The 16,309-nt window shown below is 51.8% G+C and carries 11 protein-coding genes and 1 tRNA gene; 8 read left to right on the top strand and 4 right to left on the bottom strand.

Annotated features, from left to right (window positions below):
* Positions 1-35: 35 nt before the first annotated feature.
* Positions 36-112 (bottom strand) — tRNA-Arg (locus tag QWJ20_RS15885).
* Between the two features lie 398 nt (positions 113-510).
* Between QWJ20_RS15885 and QWJ20_RS15880 the strand changes: the two genes are divergently transcribed.
* Complete coding sequence (locus QWJ20_RS15880; protein ID WP_120358460.1) at positions 511-2,964, top strand: DUF3772 domain-containing protein; 2,454 nt, start codon at positions 511-513, stop codon at positions 2,962-2,964.
* Positions 2,965-3,024: 60 nt separating this feature from the next.
* Here QWJ20_RS15880 and QWJ20_RS15875 read toward each other — a convergent pair whose 3' ends face one another.
* Both QWJ20_RS15875 and dgcA read right to left on the bottom strand, forming a co-directional pair.
* Positions 3,025-3,894: a D-amino-acid transaminase gene (locus tag QWJ20_RS15875; RefSeq protein ID WP_433992973.1), complete on the bottom strand. Its 870-nt coding sequence runs from the start codon at positions 3,892-3,894 to the stop codon at positions 3,025-3,027.
* 42 nt (positions 3,895-3,936) lie between these two features.
* Positions 3,937-4,917: an N-acetyl-D-Glu racemase DgcA gene (gene dgcA, locus QWJ20_RS15870; protein WP_433992972.1), complete on the bottom strand. Its 981-nt coding sequence runs from the start codon at positions 4,915-4,917 to the stop codon at positions 3,937-3,939.
* 383 nt (positions 4,918-5,300) lie between these two features.
* Between dgcA and alaC the strand changes: the two genes are divergently transcribed.
* Together alaC and gspS are read left to right on the top strand one after the other, a co-directional pair.
* Entirely contained in the window at positions 5,301-6,542 is a 1,242-nt protein-coding gene (gene alaC, locus QWJ20_RS15865) for an alanine transaminase (protein WP_349718606.1), read from the top strand.
* 121 nt (positions 6,543-6,663) lie between these two features.
* On the top strand, positions 6,664-7,077 hold the full coding sequence (gspS, locus tag QWJ20_RS15860; RefSeq protein WP_095700124.1) for a type II secretion system pilot lipoprotein GspS: 414 nt from the start codon (positions 6,664-6,666) through the stop codon (positions 7,075-7,077).
* On the opposite strand, the gene gspB is transcribed toward gspS, so the two are convergent.
* The gene (gene gspB, locus QWJ20_RS15855; RefSeq protein ID WP_226308523.1) at positions 7,074-7,643 is read right to left on the bottom strand and encodes a type II secretion system assembly factor GspB; all 570 of its coding nucleotides are present in this window, start codon (positions 7,641-7,643) and stop codon (positions 7,074-7,076) included. The two genes, gspS and gspB, sit on opposite strands and share 4 nt — an antisense overlap.
* 530 nt (positions 7,644-8,173) lie before the next feature.
* Here gspB and QWJ20_RS15850 point away from each other — a divergent pair.
* The 5 genes from QWJ20_RS15850 (at position 8,174) to gspE (ending at position 16,309) form a co-directional block, all read left to right on the top strand.
* Positions 8,174-9,742: a pectate lyase family protein gene (locus QWJ20_RS15850; protein ID WP_433992971.1), complete on the top strand. Its 1,569-nt coding sequence runs from the start codon at positions 8,174-8,176 to the stop codon at positions 9,740-9,742.
* Between the two features lie 139 nt (positions 9,743-9,881).
* Complete coding sequence (locus tag QWJ20_RS15845) at positions 9,882-11,861, top strand: glycosyl hydrolase family 28 protein (RefSeq protein WP_433992970.1); 1,980 nt, start codon at positions 9,882-9,884, stop codon at positions 11,859-11,861.
* 50 nt (positions 11,862-11,911) lie between these two features.
* Positions 11,912-12,775: a type II secretion system protein GspC gene (gene gspC / locus QWJ20_RS15840; protein ID WP_095995083.1), complete on the top strand. Its 864-nt coding sequence runs from the start codon at positions 11,912-11,914 to the stop codon at positions 12,773-12,775.
* An 88-nt stretch (positions 12,776-12,863) separates the two neighbouring features.
* The gene (gene gspD, locus QWJ20_RS15835) at positions 12,864-14,816 is read left to right on the top strand and encodes a type II secretion system secretin GspD (RefSeq protein ID WP_167385230.1); all 1,953 of its coding nucleotides are present in this window, start codon (positions 12,864-12,866) and stop codon (positions 14,814-14,816) included.
* On the top strand, positions 14,813-16,309 hold the full coding sequence (gspE, locus tag QWJ20_RS15830) for a type II secretion system ATPase GspE (protein ID WP_233967398.1): 1,497 nt from the start codon (positions 14,813-14,815) through the stop codon (positions 16,307-16,309). The genes gspD and gspE overlap by 4 nt, the downstream gene beginning before the upstream one ends.

The following is a 16,309-nucleotide window of genomic DNA, read 5'->3' as shown; positions in this document are numbered from 1 at the left end:
TTATAGACTTGAGTGGACGTTTCGAGAACTTAAAATGGTACGCCCTACAGGGCTCGAACCTGTGACCTACGGCTTAGAAGGCCGTTGCTCTATCCAACTGAGCTAAGGGCGCATTTCAAAAAAGAAATGGCTGTTGCTTGTCACAACAGTGGGCTGGATTATACCCACACGTCCCAGTGAGTCAACGGGTTGGCGCTGGATTTACGCTATACGGTGAATCCCTGTACAACTTTGGGTGAATGTCGCGTTCTCTGGTGTGATTTTTTTGCACAATTGCGAGCCTCGTCCACATGAACTACACATAGCAATGAAAATTTCAGTTTTATCTGCTAGATGCGTTCAGTAATTCTTTTCAAGTTATGAACGGACGTATTCTGCATCCTGCGCTGTTGGTACACTATGCCCGCATTCGTGGGTTTTGGATGAGTGTGGGCTGCTTTCACGTGCCGGGTTTGTCGCCTGGTCATTTGTGGAACCGCTATTTTGTCGAACTTTGGAACCTTTTGATTTATGAACATTCTTTCATCCGCATTCTTGCGCGTTTGTCTGCTGGCAATGTTGATGCTGCCTGTTGGCTATGCATCGGCGGCGAGTGCGGATTCTGATCCTGACCCACAGCCCGCGCAGACCGATGCGCCAGTAAAAATTAATGTTGATGCCGAGTTGATCAAGCTGCAAAAACAGTTAGATAACATCAAGCAGCAGGTTTCAGGCACCAATAGCGACAGCAAGTTTGGCGCGTTGAATGACACAACGCAGGAGCTGGTGAATAGCGCCAATGAGCTTGCTAATGCAGTAACACCGCAACGCGCTCAAATTCAGGCTCAGTTGGATGTCTTAGGGCCAGCGCCAGAGTCTGGCTCCAGTATTAATGAAACCAGCGAAGTGACGCGTAAGCGAAACAGTCTGAATGCGCAAAAAGCAAAAATGGATGCGCAGATCGAGCAGATTCAGGCTTTACGCACTGGTGCGGCCAATCTGTCCGCGCAAATAGTGACTCTGCGCCGTAATGCGCTGAAAACGCAGCTGGCCTTGAATTCCGGTAGCATTCTGGGCGGACGCTTCTGGGCGCCGATTGTAGCCCCGCAGGCTGAGGATGTACGTCGCCTGAGCACCTTTCAGGATCAATTAAGTGACGCCTTTACGGTGGCTTGGGAGCCAGACTGGCGTTACGGTTCTGCACTTCTGATTTTGATCGCCATGGCCATGAGTTCGGCGGGGCGTCGGTATCTGGAGAAATGTCTGGCCTGGGCGGGAATTAACTGGCTGCCAGAAGGGCGTCTACGACGGAGTTTTTTAGCCACGGCGTCGGTTATTTCAACGGTGGTCACGATCGGCATTGCAGTAAATCTGATCGACTTTACGTTTACGCGCCACGGTGAGGCTTCAGAACGTGTCGTGTCGTTCCTTGATGCCTTGGTGAGACAGGCAATTTTCTGTTCGATGATCGCTGGCTTGGGGCGCGCGTTCCTTTCGAATCAGCGCCCTTCATGGCGTTTACCTGCGATTGCTAACCCCGTCGCAAAAGCCATGAAGCCGTTTCCTGTGGTTGCCGCGGGCATTATTCTGATCTTCGGTTTTATTGAACAAGTGACGGCGACGGTGGGAACATCGGTCGCGGCAACCATTATGGTGAACGGCTTATCTGCCCTGTTCCTGGCCTTTACTGCGGGGACGATCACGCTGAAAAGCGATCAGATTCGTCGGCAGATGGTGCATTCAGGGGAACAGCCGGAAGCGCGTTCGACATTATCCGGCATTATTCATCTTGCTGTATTGGCGACATCGTTCGCTATTCTGGTGTCGCTGGTCATCGGTTATATCTCACTGGCTCGTTTCCTTGCGTTCGAGCTGGTGTGGATCGGTATGGTGTTCTCCTGCCTGTATTTGTTCTCAACGTTTATTACTGATATCTGCGAAAGCCTCTTTTCTCCCAACAATGCCAGCGGCAAGCGAATGAAAAACTCGCTCAATCTGGACGATCGACATTTGGCTCAGGCCACCTTGCTCCTGTCGGCTGGCGGTAAAGTCTTCTTAATTTTGATGGCGGCCGTCGCCTTACTGAACGGGACGTTTGGCACCACTACGCCGCTGGAGTTGGTGCAAAAAGCCGTTGAAATCTGGGGCGGAAAAGGGCTGGAAACGCTGAGCATCGTGCCTGCTCATCTGGTCAATGCCGTGCTCTTTCTGGTAGTGGGGGTTTATGTTTTACGCTCCTCAAAACGCTGGCTGGAAGATGAATTCCTGCCTAAAACGACGTTAGAACGCGGAATCCGGGCATCGCTGGTGACGCTGTTCAGCAACATCGGCTACATCCTGATTATCCTGCTGACGTTGGCGACATTAGGGATTGAATGGAACAAGCTGGCATGGATTGTCAGCGCGCTGTCGGTGGGGATTGGTTTTGGTTTACAGGAGATCGTGAAGAACTTTATCTCTGGCCTGATTTTGTTGACGGAGCGCCCGGTGAAAGTCGGAGACTCGGTCAGTATCAGCGGGGTTGAAGGGGACATCCGGCGGATTAACGTGCGTGCGACGGAAATTCAGCTGGGCGATCGCTCGACGGTGATCGTGCCGAACTCCCAATTTATTTCGCAGAATGTGCGCAATATTACGATGGGGAACCCGTTTGGGGTTGCCACGCTGGCGCTGACGTTCCCGCTGGATATCGACCCTGAAGAAGTCCGGACACTGTTACTGGACGCTTACATCGGCCATGATGCGATTCTGGAAACACCCGCACCGTCAGTGAAGTTCAGTCAGTTGAACCCAACGGGCATGGTGCTGAGCGTCACGGGCTATGTCAGTAGCCCGAGAATGGTATCGGAAGCGAAGAGCGATCTGCTGTTTGAGATCATCAAGCGGCTACGGGCATCAAACATTCCGCTGGCCGTACCGCAGAAGATGGTGCTGGAAAACTCAGGGCTTGCGTTGCCTGACAGCATTTCGGGTGAGGATAAATAATGTGCTCAGCCATCCGTTATCCGGCAGTGAACGGGTAACGGATGAACATCGAAGCCGTGCTTACAGAGCGTGAGGCGCGGCTATTCTAATCATATCGAGATAAATTTCACGCAACCGCTGAGTCACTTTTCCAGGCTTGCCGTCGCCGATTGTTTTTCCATCCAGCATCACGACGGGGAGAACAAGCATGGTGGCTGAACTGACAAAAATCTCTTTGGCGTGATACGCCTCTTCCGGCGTAAAAAAGCGTTCTTCCAGCGCAATACCATCCTTTTCTGCCAGCTTGAGCAGGGACTGACGCGTAATACCGTGCAGAATAGCGTTGCTGAGTGGGCGCGTTACAATCGTGTTGTCATGCAGGACGATGTAGCAGTTGCAGGAACTGCCTTCGGTAATGAAACCGTCTTCAACAAAGAAAGCGTCGTCGGCCTGATTAGTATGGGCATACTCTTTTGCCAGGCTGGCGGCGAGTAGGCTGATGGTTTTGATGTCCCGACGATGCCAGCGAATATCCTCAGTGGTGACAACGTGCAGGCCCGTTGTGGCTTTCGGGTTACCGACCAGCGAACGTGCCTGAGTGAATAAAACCAGTGTGGATTTGACGTCAGCAGAAGGGAAATAGAAATCACGATCGCCGGCATTGCCACGGCTAAGTTGTAAATAGATCGCGCCTTCTTTCAGATCGTTTTTATTGATCAGCGCATCGTGAATCTCTCTGAGCGCCTCAGGTGTGACAGGCAACGTGAGCGATAGCTCGCGGCAGGAGCGTTGCAGGCGAGTGATATGATCGGCGAAATCAACCAGCTTGCCATCGATGACTGCCGTCACTTCATAGACGGCATCGGCAAATAGGAAACCACGGTCAAATACAGAAATTTTTGCTTCATTTTCTTCTAAATACTGTCCATCAACATAAACAAGACGTTGCATCACAACACTCCTTAATAGTTGCTCAATGCAGGTTAACGCGCGTTATCCCCACAATAATGCGTTGGGCGGTAATATTTCGCTACCGTTATAGTGCAGTCCGTTAGTGCGGTCGCGCTGCAAGAGCAGCGGGCCATCCAAATCGACCACGGCGGCACCTTGTGCCACGACAAATGCGGGTGCCATCGAGAGCGATGTACTCACCATGCAGCCGACCATAATTTTTAAACCTTGCTCCTGCGCATATTTTCGCAGACGCAGGGCTTCAGTTAGTCCGCCGGTTTTATCCAGCTTGATGTTGATCATGTCATAGCGGCCGACCAGAGCGGCCAGCGACTGACTGTCATGACAGGATTCATCGGCACAGACGGGAATCGGGCGGGGCAAGTCTGCCAGCACATCGTCTTTGCCTGCTGGGAAAGGTTGCTCGATCATCGTTACGCCAAGCGCCGCGAGTTCAGGAACCAGCGTCAGATAACGTTCGGTGTCCCATCCTTCATTGGCATCCACAATCAGGCGAGCTAATGGCGCACCTTCGCGCACTGCAGCAACTCTGGCCAGATCGTTTGCGTCCGCCAGTTTTAGTTTGAGAAGAGGGCGACTGGCATGATGCATTGCGGCGTGGCGCATACGGTCTGGCGTATCCAGGGATAGCGTATAGGCCGTCTCCAACGGCGTAGGCGAAGGGAGATCCAAACGCTGCCAAATACGCTGCTGATACTGTTTGCACTCCAGATCCCAGAATGCGCAATCGAGTGCATTGCGCGCCGCACCTGCGGGCAGGATGGTTTGCAGCGTCTCTCGATCTAAACCGTTACGGACGTCGCTGTGCAGTGAAGCAATCTGTGCCATTACGCTGTCGAGGGATTCGCCGTAGCGTGAATAAGGAACGCATTCGCCGTAGCCTGTCACGTTGCCGGACTGGAGCGCCACCACAACGACATCCGCCTGACGCTTGCTGCCACGTGAAATGGTAAATGCGCCTTCTATTGGCCAACTCTCGGTGAAATATCGCATCTCAGTCATAAGGTTACTCTCGGATTAACCATCCTGTGCCTCACTGGCATCAGTGCCTTATTTGCAAGGTCTGAACGGGTCATCAAGTGTAATGCTTCTTCCGGTGCGTATTCTCCATTTTTCGCGATCGTAGCCAGAAATCGATGAGGCTTAATTCCGGGTTGGAAAAATTTATGAGCACGGTATCGACAGGGCGAATTATCTGAGATAGCTTGAATAAGCTCATCACACTTCAGGTCGCCTGTACCCTTGTAGTTAACGAAATTGTAGTTAACGAAAGCTGTCGTCAACGAAAACGGGTTTACTGCGATTTGAATGATGCTGAGTAGAGTGCCTTTACAGGCACTGCGTCGCTCGGACGGTCCGGGCGCTCACGTTAATCTGAGGATGTTATGGCTGATTCTACTTCTCCGCGCCGTTTTACGCGCATCGATCGTCTTCCCCCGTATGTATTTAATATTACTGCTGAATTAAAAATGGCTGCGCGTCGTCGCGGCGAAGATATTATTGATTTCAGCATGGGTAACCCTGACGGCCCGACCCCTCCTCATATCGTGGAAAAACTCTGTACGGTCGCACAACGCGAAGATACTCACGGATATTCGACATCCCGAGGCATTCCGCGCTTACGCCGTGCGATCTCCCGCTGGTACGCCGATCGTTATGAGGTTGATATCGATCCTGAAAGTGAAGCGATCGTCACGATTGGCTCCAAAGAGGGGCTGGCGCACCTGATGCTGGCAACGTTGGATCATGGTGATACGGTGCTGGTGCCTAACCCCAGTTATCCGATTCACATTTATGGTGCGGTGATTGCCGGGGCGCAGGTGCGTTCTGTGCCGCTGGTGGAAGGCGTCGATTTCTTTAATGAATTAGAACGCGCTATCCGCGAGAGTATTCCGAAGCCGAAAATGATGATTCTCGGCTTTCCGTCGAACCCGACAGCGCAGTGTGTCGAGCTGGATTTCTTCGAACGCGTTGTGGCGCTGGCGAAACAGTACGGCGTGCTGGTGATCCACGATCTGGCTTATGCCGACATCGTGTATGACGGCTGGAAAGCGCCGTCGATCATGCAGGTTCCCGGCGCGAAGGACATCGCGGTAGAGTTCTTCACGTTGTCAAAAAGCTACAACATGGCGGGCTGGCGCATCGGCTTTATGGTCGGCAATCCAGAGCTGGTCAACGCGCTGGCGCGGATTAAGAGCTACCACGATTACGGCACATTTACGCCGTTGCAGGTTGCGGCGATTGCTGCGTTGGAAGGCGATCAGCAATGTGTGCGGGATATTGCCGAGCAGTATCGCCAGCGCCGTAACGTTTTGGTGCGTGGTCTGCACGAGGCGGGCTGGATGGTTGATGAGCCGAAAGCTTCAATGTACGTTTGGGCGAAAATTCCTGAAGCCTATGCGCATCTGGGGTCGCTGGAGTTTGCCAAGCGACTGCTGGCAGAAGCGAAAGTTTGTGTCTCCCCCGGCATTGGCTTTGGCGATTATGGCGATACCCATGTTCGGTTCGCCTTAATTGAGAATCAGGATCGTATTCGGCAGGCGGTGCGCGGTATTAAGGCCATGTTCCGCGCTGACGGTCTCTTACCGACCACCAAATCCTTACCCGGCAAGGGCACGGCTGCCTGATAGTGATTTCTTGATAACTGTGGCTCTCAGTCGGCTGACTGGGAGCACATAAACATGCCGTGACAGCGGCTTATCATTTGCTAGAATGCCTACCGTTAATCTCAATCAGGATGAGTTTGTCATGTCATTATCTCTGTCTAAAATTTCTGCGTTAACGCTGCTTTGCGTCACGCTGGCCGGGTGCCAACAAACAGGAACGTCTGCCCAAAAAGGAACAGTGGCAGGCCAGTCTTCTGCGGTAACGGTTTCTCCTAACGATCAACTGAATCAACTGGCATCGCTGGTTGCGGCTACCCGCTACCTTAAATCGAAGTGTAACCGCAGCGATCTGCCCGATGATGCGACGATTGCCAATGTTGCGTTGGCTGTAGCGAAACAACGAGGCTGGAATGTCGCGAGCTATCAGGCTTTACCGCAGCGCAGTGAAAGCCTGTATCAAGGGTTATTGAAAGACAGTACGCCAAAAGAGGCGCAGTGTTCGGAATTTAACCGTACGCTGACGCCGTTTATTGAGGCCATTCGCAGCCAAGGCTAAGGCGTCGCGCTTCCACTTTTACCGTCGGCGGAACGTTCATTCTCGTTGAATTTTCCGCCCGGCCAATCTTCCAGTGCTTCCAGAATAAACACTTCACCTTCTACGCTGAAAATGGTCATATCCTGCTGGATCTGTTCTATGGTCAGCCCTTCTATTGGCGAATCCCCTTCACGGAATTGCAGGCCGTTGAGCGTGATGCTGCGCTTGGTTTCATCCGACGTGTAAACATGTGCACTGTAGGCCAGCGGCGGAATCTCACCATTGCTGATGGCGGGTAGCGGCAGCGTGGTCCTCTTCTCTGAGGAGGTCGGCGTATCGGTATGGGCCTCACTTGGGTGAGGGGTAGCGGCGAGTGCAGTTGGCGTTTGCTCCTCTGCCGCGGGCAAGGTGGCAGCTTGAGCCGCTAACGTGGTCGTCGGAGAAGCAGGGTTACCCCAGCGCTGGTGACTGAACCAGCCGAGTGCAGTAAAAAGCAGAGCATAAATAATCATCAGATAACCGGGCATCGGGTATCTGGCAAGCAGTGCTGGCTGTGAGTGTGTCGTTGCGTCCGGTGCGTTATCCACGCGCTCATCCTTAAGTGTTTAGGGCATATTTTAGGTCGTGTAGCATCACATCATAAACCAAAGTCGGGCGAGTAGGATGGTGCCGTCTGCCTTATTTTGCAAAAAATAGAAAGAGCCAGAAAACTGAATCTCTCGGTTATGTGACAGTTCCTCCATTTTGATTAAAAACTATTACAGTCATAATAATCACAGATGGAATCTTGATGCGGGTCGCAAAAAAAACGTGTGAATTTGCTTTAATGAAACCATGTTTTACCATTGTAGGTATAACGTTTCTTTTTGGTGCTCGATAATCAATCAGCGTGGGGTGGTGCCATCATTATTTAATTAACAGTCCCGAGTGCTAAATGGGCAGTATTATTATGTGGTTTTTGACTACAGATAGTGTGCTGCTTTTTCATCAATAAGGGACGTGTCAATCTGCCACAACATTAAGAATAAAAGTACTTTTAAAGTATGCGATTAATATCGCAGGGTTTTGTGCGGATTTATTTTTCTATTTTAATAATTAAAAAATACTGAGGGATAACATGTTTAGAACGGTTATTGGGACTGGTCGTTTACGCACCTGTGCGGTAGCTATTGCCCTTTCCGGGCTTGTGCTTTCTGGGTGTGATAATAGTCAGCAGCCAGTGGCAGAAGCGACCCCGCCAGATTTGCAGGTGAAAACGGCACCGTTTGGCTGGGCTGCGCAATATCATAATACGGATGGTAAATTTTATGCGACGACGGGGGGCGAAGGCGCGCTTGAAAATAGCATTTATGTCGTCACCAGTCGTCAGGAATTAAAAGACGCATTAAATAATATCCGCAGCCCCCGCTATATCGCCGGTGATGCCGATGCGGAATTGAAAGCAAAATTAGAACCAAAAATTATCTACTGGCAAGGCACTATCCGTGGTGATGACTTAGGCAATGGACGCTATGCCAATGCTGAGGATTATAAAACTAAACCGAATAAAACAACGTTTGATTTTGACTTATACGTCAAAGCATTCGATCAAAATTATATGGCGCAGTTGAAAGCGACGGTGGATGCGGGTGGAAGTGACGCGGCGGCGGCCAGCACACAGCTTAACCTGTTGAAAAGGCAGAATGGTCAACGTTCGCAGTATGCCAACAACCAGAAGGCGCAGATTCAATTTCAGGTACCGCCAAATACCACGCTTTTAGGCGTGGGTAGTGAAGCCAAACTGGTGGAAGGCTATTTATCCCTCAATACCCTGAGCCAGACGTTCGGCAAAACGGATAACAGCAACATCATTATCCGCAATATTACGTTTCAGGCACCACGTGACTTTGCTCCGGCTTGGGACGCGGGCGACGGCGATAAAGGCAACTGGAATGCACGTTATGATTCCGTGTCGATTAATGCCAGCAAAAATGTCTGGATCGATCACTGCACGTTTACGGACGGTGAATATCCAGACCATTTAGAACCGGTGCTATTTGGTAAGCATATCCAACGCCACGACGGCTTGCTGGATATAGAGGATGGCGCCGATTACCTGACGATTTCCTACAACATCTTCGACCAACATGACAAAACGGTATTAATTGGCTCCGGCGATGGTGATAAAGGGGAATACCGAATCACGTTTGAAGGCAATTTATGGGATAACAGCGTGCAGCGTTCACCGCGCGTGCGTTTTGGTCAGGTGCATTTGCTGAATAACTACCATCGTGGGGCAACGGATACGAATTACCCCATTCTGTATGCCATTGGGATGGGCTTCGATTCATCTATTCTTTCCGAAAGTAACGTGTTTAATTTCCAAGGCGGCGGGGCGGATGAAAAGTTGATTATCGGTGCCTACAAAGGAAGCAAATTTAAAGACAACGGCTCCTGGTTCAATGGCAATCCGGCAAGCAATTTAAATCAAATCGCATTAGACAAATGCAGCACATTGCAAGAAGCCGAGAAGGCAGCCGCTACAAATTCTGGGAAAGCCGTACCCGCATGGGCGCTGGAAACCTGCACCAATGAACTGGAATGGAGCCCGCCTTATACGTATAGCGCCGGGAAATCCATTGCCGCCGTTGAGAAATACGTCCTGGAGAATGCCGGCGCGGGGAAACTGGATATTGCTCTGCCGTAGATCGTCTGATTCAACCCGTTATTTTTTTATTTGATTTTTATCTGTAAACCCTCTGCCGATAGGTTTCGCTCTGTGGCAACGATTCTGCTGTAGGGCGAAATACATCGGGAAAAATAATAGTAAAAATACAGGAAATGCTATGACTGACTTTTTACCTCGTACCCGTCTTACGCTCTGCGCAACATTAGTCCTGAGCGGCCTGATTGCCGGATGCAGCGATAGCGACTCAACGCCGGATGTCGGTGTTGATCGTTCCGCCGCACCACAAAATCTTAAAGTGCCGACGTTGGCTTATGATGACCACAGCGTGGTACTTGCCTGGGAAAAACCGACCAAACCTGCCGCTGGCATTAAGGATTACCGTGTCTACATGAATGGAACCTTACTGGGCGGAACCATTGATAACCAGAACGCCCATTCACCGGCCAAGCCCTATATCGATAATTTCTACAATTCGATTGATACCGATAACTGGCATGTCCGCGTCAGCTTCCATAATTTCAAGGTGGCTAATCTGTCACCGGAAACGGAATACCGCTTCACAGTGCGTGCGCTTTATGACGACGGCAAAGAATCCGTTGATAGTGAAACCGTCGTGCAGAAAACGACGGCGACACCAGCTTCACTGAATGTGACCAACTATGGTGCGAAAGGCGATGGCTTAACCAACGACACGGTGGCGATTCAGAAGGCGATTGATGACTGTACGCCAGCCGCGTATCCGAAAGGGTGTAAAGTCGTGGTTGAAGGGGGCACGTTTAAAACGGGGGCGCTGTTCCTGCACAGCGATATGACGTTTGAAGTCGCGAAAGGCGCCACATTGCTGGGGTCGGCAAACGGTGACGATTATCCACTCGCTCGCGGCTATTATCTCTACCCTTACAGCTCACCTAAATTGCCGAAGCGTCCGCCTTCTCTGATTAACGTACTGGAAGCAGACGATCAGGGCAGCAGCCATGCAGGCACCTTTAAAAATATTCGTATCGTCGGGCAGGGCACCATTGATGGCAACGGCTGGACGCGTGGCGTTAAAGCCACCGATACAAACATTACTGAAATTGATGAGTTAAAGAATGAATTGCCGCTCTACCGTGCGAGTAAAGCCGCCAATGTTGGCAGCGACGGTATTCTGGCAAAAGACCAAACGGCAAAAGCCGTTTCTGAAGGAATGCTACTGGATGAGGCGTACAAAAACCGACGCTCTAGCCTGATGACGCTGCGCGGCGTGAGCAACATGTACCTGGAAGGGCTGACGATTCTGAACCCGGCTTTCCACGGTGTGATGGTGCTGGAATCCGAAAATGTGGCAATGAATGCGCTGGTACACACGACGTACGATGCCAATAATGCGGATGGCATTGAATTCGGCAACAGCCAGAACGTCATGGTATTTAATAACTTTTTTGATACGGGTGATGACAGCGTAAACTTTGCGGCGGGATACGGTGCCGAAGTGGCAACGCTGGGGCAAAAAGCGCAGAGCGGTGCCTGGATCTTCAATAACTACTTCCGCCGTGGGCATGGCGCGGTGGTTACGGGTAGCCATACCGGTGCCTGGATTGAAAAAATTGTTGCTGAAGATAACGTAATGAATAAGACGGATGTTGGCCTGCGCATGAAGAGCCGACCTTATTATGGTGGTGGCTCGCGTGACGTGGTATTCCGTAATAACGCGATGCGTGATATTGTCAACGAGCCGTTTGTGTTCACGATTAAATATAAAGCGGACGTGAACGATACCCAGCCTGCCGCTGAGCCTGCACAGTTCCGTGATGTGACCGTTTCTAACGTCACGGTTGATGGGACCGCGAAGAAAAACAGCATCCTGGTCGATGGGATGACCGTGGCTGAAATGGCTGATGCGTATAAGTTCTCTTTTGGACGTGATGCCTATCACCAAGGCTTGCATTTTGAGAATGTAAAATTCAAAAATGTAAAAGCTACGGACATTACGTTCCTGAAGAACAGTGAATTTAAAAATGTCATTTTTGAGAATGTACCGGGAGCCTGGAATTTCGGACATATTGAAAATATCAGGCTCGAAGACCGTGTAAATAATGATGCCGCGCTGACGACCAGCGGTGATGAGACCATCACCCGGGAAGCCGCAACGGAATAAGGCATTTTCCCCACGCTAATCGGCGTGGGGAGTATTATGGATGATTACCTATGGCACGATTGCAAGCTTTTAAAGATCCGTCTTTTCATTCGTTGGTTGCCACTTTTCGGTCACTGCCCGCTCCACTGATCCGACGTATCGCGTTGGGGCTGATTTTGCTGCTGATTTGTCAGCAGTTGGCCGTATTGACCTGGCGCTTTCTCCTCCCTGAAGACTCACGCATTGCTGGCGTGTCGGTCGCGCCTGCCCAGGCGAAAGAAAAACCCGCTACGCCGGGTGATTTTACCTTATTCGGCCATGCCCCCGATGCCGATGCGTCTGCGGTTAACGACGCCGCATTATCCGGCGATATTCCGCTAACCTCGTTAAATATCAGCCTGACTGGGGTGTTGGCGAGTGGAGACGCCAAGCGTTCGATTGCCATTATCGCTAAAGATAGTCAGCAATACAGTCGCAACGTCGGCGATGCCATTCCGGGCTATGAAGCCAAAATTGTGACTATCTCTGCCGATCGTGTCGTGCTCCAGTATCAGGGGCGCTACGAGGCGCTGCATTTGTATCAGGAAGAAAAGGCGACTGACGCGCCGTCGTCGTCTGGCGCATTTAGCCAAGTGAAAGACGAGATACAAAAAGATCCCTTCTCGGCGCAGGACTACCTGACCATTTCTCCCGTCACGGAAGAAGAAGTACTGAAAGGATATCAGCTAAACCCCGGCAAAAATCCCGATCTTTTCTATCGCGCAGGCTTGCAGGATAACGATCTCGCGGTGTCATTAAACGGCATGGATTTACGCGATGCGGATCAGGCACAGCAGGCGATGGCGCAGCTAGCCGGGATGAGCAAATTTAATTTGACCGTCGAACGTGATGGTCAACAGCAGGATATATATCTGGCACTGGATGGAGACCACTAATTTGTTTAGCAAGGGACAGGGATTTTTTAAGCGTCAGGTTTTTTCGAAGAATAAAAACCAGTGGCTTGGTCATTTACGCCGCAAGGGCATGTTGTTGCTCAGCGGGAGCGTTTTGCTGATGGCGTCATCATTGGCGTGGAGCGCCGAATTCTCCGCCAGTTTTAAAGGCACGGATATTCAGGAGTTTATTAATACCGTCAGTAAGAATCTGAATAAGACGGTCATTATCGATCCGTCGGTCAGCGGAACAATTACCGTACGCAGCTATGACATGATGAACGAAGAACAGTATTACCAGTTCTTCCTGAGCGTGCTGGATGTCTATGGATTCACCGTGATTCCGATGGATAACAACGTCTTGAAGATTATTCGCTCGAAGGATGCGAAATCGACGTCTATGCCGCTGGCCACGGATGAACAGCCTGGCATTGGCGATGAAGTGGTGACGCGCGTCGTGCCCGTCAGCAACGTCGCCGCCCGTGATTTGGCACCGCTGCTGCGCCAGTTGAATGACAACGCGGGTGCCGGGAGTGTGGTGCATTACGAACCGTCGAACGTGCTGCTGATGACTGGCCGCGCGGGGGTGATCCAACGGCTGATGACGATTGTTGAACGCGTTGATCAGACGGGCGATCGGAATGTGACCAGCATACCGCTGTCTTACGCTTCCTCAACGGAAGTGGTGAAGATGGTGAATGAGCTGAACAAGATGGATGAGAAATCCGCCTTGCCCGGCATGTTGACTGCCAACGTGGTGGCGGACGAGCGAACCAACTCGGTGCTGGTGCGCGGCGAGCCGAATTCACGCCAGCGCGTGATTGATATGGTCAAGCAGCTCGATCGCCAGCAGGCGGTACAGGGCAACACCAAAGTTATCTATCTCAAATACGCCAAGGCTGCCGATCTGGTCGAAGTGCTCACCGGTGTCGGCGACAGTATCCAAACCGATCAGCAAAATGCGTTGCCCGCGCTGCGTAAAGACATTTCGATTAAGGCACACGAGCAAACCAACTCCCTGATTGTGAATGCCGCACCGGACATCATGCGCGATCTGGAGCAGGTGATTGCACAGTTGGATATCCGCCGTCCTCAGGTCTTGGTTGAAGCGATCATCGCGGAAATACAAGATGGTGATGGGATGAACCTGGGTGTGCAGTGGGCCAATAGAAATGCTGGCGTAACGCAATTCACGAATACGGGATTACCGATCACGACAATGGTGGCAGGGGCAGACCAGTTTAGACGTGATGGGACGGTGAGCACAGCAGCGACAGCAGCACTTGGCGGTTTCAACGGGATTGCTGCTGGTTTCTATCAGGGCAACTGGAGCATGCTGCTGACCGCGCTGTCCAGCAACAGCAAGAACGATATTCTGGCAACGCCCAGTATTGTGACGCTGGACAATATGGAAGCGACGTTTAACGTCGGTCAGGAAGTGCCCGTATTGGCGGGTTCGCAGACGACATCCGGCGACAACGTTTTCCAAACGGTGGAACGTAAAACGGTGGGTATCAAACTGAAAGTGAAGCCCCAAATTAACGAAGGTGACTCCGTTCTGCTGGAAATCGAACAGGAAGTCTCCAGCGTGGCAGATTCTGCCTCCAGCAGCAGCTCCAATTTAGGGGCAACATTCAATACGCGTACCGTTAATAACGCGGTGCTGGTCAGCAGCGGCGAAACCGTGGTGGTGGGTGGCTTGCTGGATAAAAGTACCAATGAGTCTGCAAGTAAAGTGCCCCTGCTGGGCGATATTCCCGTGTTGGGATATTTGTTCCGTTCCAACAGTACGGAAACGAAAAAGCGTAACCTGATGCTGTTTATCCGTCCTTCTATTATTCGCGATCGCAGCCAATACCAGAGCGCCTCCGCTAGTAAGTATCACTCGTTCAATGCTGAAGAAGAGAAACAGCGAAACGTGAATGGCAGTGAGGGTGGGCTGTTGAGTAACGATTTGCTGCGCTTGCCGGAAGGTGGAAATGCTTATACGTTCCGTCAGGTTCAGTCCTCGATTGTGGCGTTTTATCCGGCGGGCGGGAAATGAGTGACGCTGCCTCCCTGATAATAGAATTACGCCCCATACTGCCTTTTGCCTATGCGCGATCGCAGCAAATTCTGCTGTTGCAGCGGGAAAATGACGCGAGCTTGCAGACGATTTGTGTCGCGCAAACGCCGCCAGCCGCTTTGCTAGAAGCGCGTCGTGTTGCAGGCTGTTCGCTCAGGATTGAACGCGTTACGGAAGAAGAGTTTGAACGGCAATTAGTCATTAGCTATCAGCGCGACTCGGAAGAAGCGCGGCGTATGATGGAGGACATCGGTAATGAGATGGATTTCTATACGCTGGTGGAGGAATTGCCAGACAGCGATGATTTGCTCGATGCCGACGACGACGCGCCGATTATCCGCCTCATCAACGCCATGTTGACCGAAGCGATTAAGAATAAAGCGTCGGATATTCATATCGAAACGTATGAGCGCTATTTGCTGATCCGCTTCCGCGTTGACGGCGTATTGCGTGAGATTTTGCGTCCACAGCGTAAGCTGGCTTCGCTGCTGGTGTCGCGTATCAAGGTCATGGCAAAGCTGGATATCGCGGAAAAACGTGTCCCGCAGGATGGACGCATGGCGCTACGAGTGGGGGGACGGGCGATTGACGTGCGCGTCTCCACGCTGCCGTCGAACTACGGTGAGCGCGTTGTGCTGCGTTTGCTGGATAAAAACAGCGTTAAGCTCGATCTTGAACTGCTGGGCATGTCGGAACGTAATCGGCAACTGCTGGACAGCCTGATCCATCGTCCCCATGGCATTATTCTGGTCACCGGCCCAACAGGCTCGGGGAAAAGTACCACGCTTTACGCCGCGCTCAGCCGCCTGAATGCCTCGGAACGTAACATCATGACGGTGGAAGATCCCATCGAGTATGAACTGGAAGGCATCGGGCAAACGCAGGTCAATACCAAGGTCGATATGACGTTTGCCCGCGGGCTGCGTGCCATTCTGCGTCAGGACCCGGACGTCGTGCTGGTGGGGGAAATTCGTGATGGTGAAACGGCGCAGATTGCCGTGCAGGCCTCGCTGACCGGTCACCTTGTGTTATCCACACTGCATACCAATAGTGCGCTGGGCGCGCTGTCCCGCTTGCAGGATATGGGCGTCGAGCCTTTCCTGCTGTCAACTTCTCTGCTGGGCGTACTCGCGCAGCGTCTGGTCAGGACGCTGTGTTCTGACTGTAGCCAGCCACAGCCAGTCGATCCGGTTCAAGCTGAACAGATGGGGATCGCGCCCGATACGCTGCTGCATAACCCCATTGGCTGTCCGCAGTGTAGCTTTACCGGCTACCGGGGACGTATCGGCATTCATGAGCTGGTGTTGATTAATGACGACGTCCGCGCCGCGATCCACCGCAGTGACGGTGAAATGGCGATTGCGCAGATTTTAGGGGGAAGTCGAACCACCATCCGTCAGGACGGGTTGGATAAGGTACTGGCGGGGCTCACGACCTGGGAAGAAGTGATCCGCGTAACCAAAGAGGAATGA

Source organism: Pectobacterium sp. S5 (genome assembly GCF_051707265.1).
Lineage (GTDB): Bacteria > Pseudomonadota > Gammaproteobacteria > Enterobacterales > Enterobacteriaceae > Pectobacterium > Pectobacterium polare.
This window is presented reverse-complemented; position numbering and strand designations above follow the sequence as displayed.

Bases quoted from the DNA above. Each gene is read 5' to 3' on its own strand.
- QWJ20_RS15880 (WP_120358460.1), top strand. From the start codon at position 511: ATGAACATTCTTTCATCCGCATTCTTGCGCGTTTGTCTGCTGGCAATG.
- dgcA (WP_433992972.1), bottom strand. From the start codon at position 4,917: ATGACTGAGATGCGATATTTCACCGAGAGTTGGCCAATAGAAGGCGCA.
- gspD (WP_167385230.1), top strand. From the start codon at position 12,864: ATGTTGTTGCTCAGCGGGAGCGTTTTGCTGATGGCGTCATCATTGGCG.
- QWJ20_RS15850 (WP_433992971.1), top strand. From the start codon at position 8,174: ATGTTTAGAACGGTTATTGGGACTGGTCGTTTACGCACCTGTGCGGTA.
- QWJ20_RS15845 (WP_433992970.1), top strand. From the start codon at position 9,882: ATGACTGACTTTTTACCTCGTACCCGTCTTACGCTCTGCGCAACATTA.
- alaC (WP_349718606.1), top strand. From the start codon at position 5,301: ATGGCTGATTCTACTTCTCCGCGCCGTTTTACGCGCATCGATCGTCTT.
- gspS (WP_095700124.1), top strand. From the start codon at position 6,664: ATGTCATTATCTCTGTCTAAAATTTCTGCGTTAACGCTGCTTTGCGTC.
- QWJ20_RS15875 (WP_433992973.1), bottom strand. From the start codon at position 3,894: ATGCAACGTCTTGTTTATGTTGATGGACAGTATTTAGAAGAAAATGAA.
- gspE (WP_233967398.1), top strand. From the start codon at position 14,813: ATGAGTGACGCTGCCTCCCTGATAATAGAATTACGCCCCATACTGCCT.
- gspC (WP_095995083.1), top strand. From the start codon at position 11,912: ATGGCACGATTGCAAGCTTTTAAAGATCCGTCTTTTCATTCGTTGGTT.